At 63.6% G+C, this 3656-nt stretch carries 2 protein-coding genes, 1 tRNA gene and 1 pseudogene; 3 read left to right on the top strand and 1 reads right to left on the bottom strand.

The genetic code is table 11. The features are described 5' to 3' along the window. Positions 1–1370, top strand: a 1370-nt coding sequence (gene lon / locus ACKUUH_RS17190; protein WP_407951113.1) for an endopeptidase La, incomplete at its 5' end; no start/stop codon positions are given. 154 nt (positions 1371–1524) lie between these two features. Continuing rightward, positions 1525–1839: pseudogene (locus ACKUUH_RS17185) on the top strand (HU family DNA-binding protein); the annotation flags it as partial. A gap of 87 nt (positions 1840–1926) precedes the next feature. Here the strand turns inward: ACKUUH_RS17185 and ACKUUH_RS17180 are convergent. After that, on the bottom strand, positions 1927–3228 hold the full coding sequence (locus tag ACKUUH_RS17180) for an MFS transporter (RefSeq protein WP_407951112.1): 1302 nt from the start codon (positions 3226–3228) through the stop codon (positions 1927–1929). A 158-nt stretch (positions 3229–3386) separates the two neighbouring features. Here ACKUUH_RS17180 and ACKUUH_RS17175 point away from each other — a divergent pair. Further along, positions 3387–3462, top strand: a tRNA-Val gene (locus tag ACKUUH_RS17175). The last annotated feature ends 194 nt before the right edge of the window (positions 3463–3656 follow it).

Below are 3656 nucleotides of genomic sequence, written 5' to 3'. Positions count from 1 at the left end.
TCTGCCTCGTCGGTCCGCCCGGCGTCGGCAAGACCTCGCTCGGCAAGTCGATCGCGCGTGCGACCGGCCGCGACTTCGTGCGCATGTCGCTCGGTGGCGTGCGCGACGAGGCGGAGATTCGCGGTCACCGCCGCACCTATATCGGCTCAATGCCCGGCAAGGTCATTCAGTCGATGAAGAAGGTGAAGCACACCAATCCGCTCTTCCTGCTCGACGAGATCGACAAGATGGGTTCGGATTTCCGTGGCGATCCGTCTTCGGCGCTTCTCGAAGTGCTCGATCCGGAGCAGAACAACTCCTTCGCCGACCACTACCTGGAGGTCGACTACGATCTCTCCGACGTCATGTTCGTGACGACGGCGAACACGCTCAACATCCCGGAACCGTTGATGGACCGGATGGAGATCATCCGCATCGCCGGTTACACCGAGGATGAGAAGGTCGAGATCGCGCGTCGCCACCTGATTGCCAAGGCGGTCGAGGCTCACGGACTGAGAAAGGGCGAGTGGTCGATCGACGACGAGGCGCTGCGTCAGCTGATCCGCGTCTACACGCGCGAAGCCGGCGTGCGCAACCTCGAGCGCGAGCTGAACAATCTCGCGCGCAAGGCGGTGAAGGAAATCCTCACCACGCCGGGCAAGAAGTCGATCGCGCTTTCGATCGATAACATCGCGGACTATGCCGGTGTCCCGAAGTATCGCTACGGCGAGGCCGAGGGCGAGGACCAGGTCGGTATCGTGACGGGTCTTGCGTGGACGGAAGTCGGCGGCGAGCTCCTTACCATCGAAGGTGTCATGATGCCCGGCAAGGGTCGCATGACCGTCACCGGCAACCTGCGGGACGTGATGAAGGAGTCGATCTCCGCGGCGAGTTCCTACGTTCGCTCCCGCGCGACCCGCTTCGGCATCGAGCCGCCGCTCTTCGACCGGCGTGACATCCACGTCCACGTGCCGGAAGGCGCGACGCCCAAGGACGGTCCCTCGGCGGGTACTGCCATGACGGTCGCCATCGTCTCGGTGATGACCGGCATCCCCGTCCGCAAGGACGTGGCGATGACGGGCGAGATGACGCTCCGTGGGCGCGTCCTGCCCATCGGCGGCCTGAAGGAGAAGCTGCTCGCGGCGCTCCGCGGCGGCATCAAGAAGGTGCTGATCCCTCAGGACAACGCCAAGGACCTGGCCGACATTCCGGACAACGTGAAGAACGCTCTGGAAATCGTGCCGGTGAACACCATCGACGAGGTTCTCAAGAATGCGCTGACCCGCATGCCGGAGCCGATCGAATGGGATGAGGAGGCCTGGCTCGCCGAGCAGGCGGCCGCAGGCAAGCGTCCCTCGCCGGACTCGCCGGAGCAGATTATGGCGCATTAAGCCCCGAAAACGGGCCAATCTGCCGGAAATAACAGAAACGGGAGCCTTCGGGCTCCCGTTTTTTGTTAAAGGAAATCCCGATTTTCCGCAGAAATCCTTTGTTTTTACTTTGACCCCCTTCTTGGCCGACGGGTAGACTCCGAAATCTCAGGGGAATCCTCGATTCCCGCCATCGCATGTGGAGGGGCCTCACGTGAACAAGAACGATCTGATTGCAGAAGTGGCGGAGCGGAGCGGTCTGTCCAAGGCCGACACCACGAAGGCCGTCGACTATGTCTTCGACATCATTACGGACTCGCTGAAGAAGGGCGAAGAGGTCCGGCTCGTGGGCTTCGGCACATTCAACGTGTCGAACCGCGCAGCCACCGAGGGCCGCAACCCGCGTACGGGCGAGACGATCCAGATCCCCGCCTCGAAGCAGCCGAAGTTCAAGGCTGGCAAGGGCCTGAAGGACGCAGTGAATAGCTGATCCTTCTATCGGCAAGGCATTTGAAGGACCGGCCGCCCGGAGTGGGGCGCGCCGGTCTTTTGCTTTTGGCGGCCGGGTCAGGCGCAGCTATGCGGTGGTATCCAGCGGCTCCCCGTCCACGTTCTCCGTGACGATCTCTTCCTCGGCTGGCGGATCGTCCGCCGCGCGGGGATCGAGTTCCGTCGGCAGCGGCTGCACCTGGGCGACCGGCACAGCCACGAAGTCCACCCGCTGCTCTTCGGTGAGGGCCGGCGTATAGACGATCCGGTAGAGCGTGAACGCCGCAAAGCCGAGGTGAACCGCCGCCGTCACCACGAAGATCGAGGCAATCCCGAAGGTCGATACACCGACAGAGGCCGCCGTCGGTCCGATGATGGAGCCGACCGAGAAGACGATGAGCATGCCGCCTGAAATCGCGACGAAGCTCTCGCTCTGCCCGTGGTCGTTCATATGGGCGACCACCACGGAATAGAGCGTGAGGCCGAAAATACCGAAGAGAAATCCTGCAGCCATTACGGCGACTACACTGCCGCTCATGCCCGCCAGCGCCAGCGCGACTTCGCCAAGCGCCGCGCCGAGGGTGACAGCAAGGATGACGCGCCGCCGGTCCATCCGGTCGGACAGGCGACCAATGGGCCACTGGGCTATCGCGCCGCCGATGATCGCGGCCGCCATGAAGATCGAAATGCCTGCCGTGTCGAGCCCGCTCTCGCTCGCATAGAGCGGCGCCAGCGTCCAGAAAGGCGCGTTGGCAACCCCGACCACGAAGGATCCCATGACCCCCACAGGTGAAAGCGCATAAAGCGCCTTGATGTCGATCCGCGTGCTCTGGATCGGCATGGGCTGCACGGACGTCGTCATGGCGATCGGAACGAGCGCGATGGAGGTCAGGATGGAGCAGACGGCGAACAGCACGAAGCCGCCCGGATCGGCGGCGTTGAGCAGCACTTGCCCCACCGTCAGCGCCGACAGATTCACGATGACATAGGCCGAGAAAAAGCGCCCCCGCGTCTCGTTGCTGGACTGCTCGTTGAGCCAGCTCTCGATGACCATGTAGAGCCCGGCAAAGCAGAACCCCGTCAGGACGCGCATGAGCGACCAGACGATTGGATCGGATGAAAGCGCATGAATGAGCGGCGCGGCGGAAGCGAGGCCGCAGAAGGTGGCGAAACTTCGGATGTGTCCCGCCCGGTGGACCACATGCGGCGTCGCGAGGCACCCCAGAAGGAACCCTGCGAAGTAGACACTGCCGATGAAGCCGACGGTCGCCGTCTCGAATCCGTTCAGGCCCGCCCGAATCGGTATGAGCGTACCCAGCATCCCGTTGCCGACGAGCAGGATCGCGGTTGCCAGCAGCAGCGAAAAAACAGGCGCGAGCGTGCGGGACAAGGGAGTTTCCGGCATTCGTGGCGAAAAGCGGCTCCGGCCCAAGATCGCGGGTTTGCCTGTGGAATGCAATGCCCGCGTGGCGCCGCCGACCGCTTCCGATTGCATTCCGAAGGGCCATCCGATAGGAGTTTCGCGCGCATGCATTGGCCTTTGCGTGCGGGCGGTTAGCTCAGTTGGTAGAGCATCTCGTTTACACCGAGAGGGTCGGCAGTTCGAGCCTGTCACCGCCCACCAGCCTCCGCGCGCGAGCGGCGGCCCGGCAGCCCAGGTTATGTCACTCCAACAAAAGCAATCGGCGCAGAAACCCGCCTTGACAGGGCGGATACCTTGGCTTACGAGACGCCCACCTCTCGGGCGGCATCGCCGTCGGCAAGGGGGTGTAGCTCAGTTGGTTAGAGCGCCGGCCTGTCACGCCGGAGGCCGCGGGT

It is taken from the genome of Parvibaculum sp. (assembly GCF_045863935.1).
Classification (GTDB): Bacteria; Pseudomonadota; Alphaproteobacteria; order Parvibaculales; family Parvibaculaceae; genus Parvibaculum.
The sequence above is the reverse complement of the archived record's forward strand: the minus strand, read 5'-3'. Positions and strand labels throughout refer to the sequence as shown.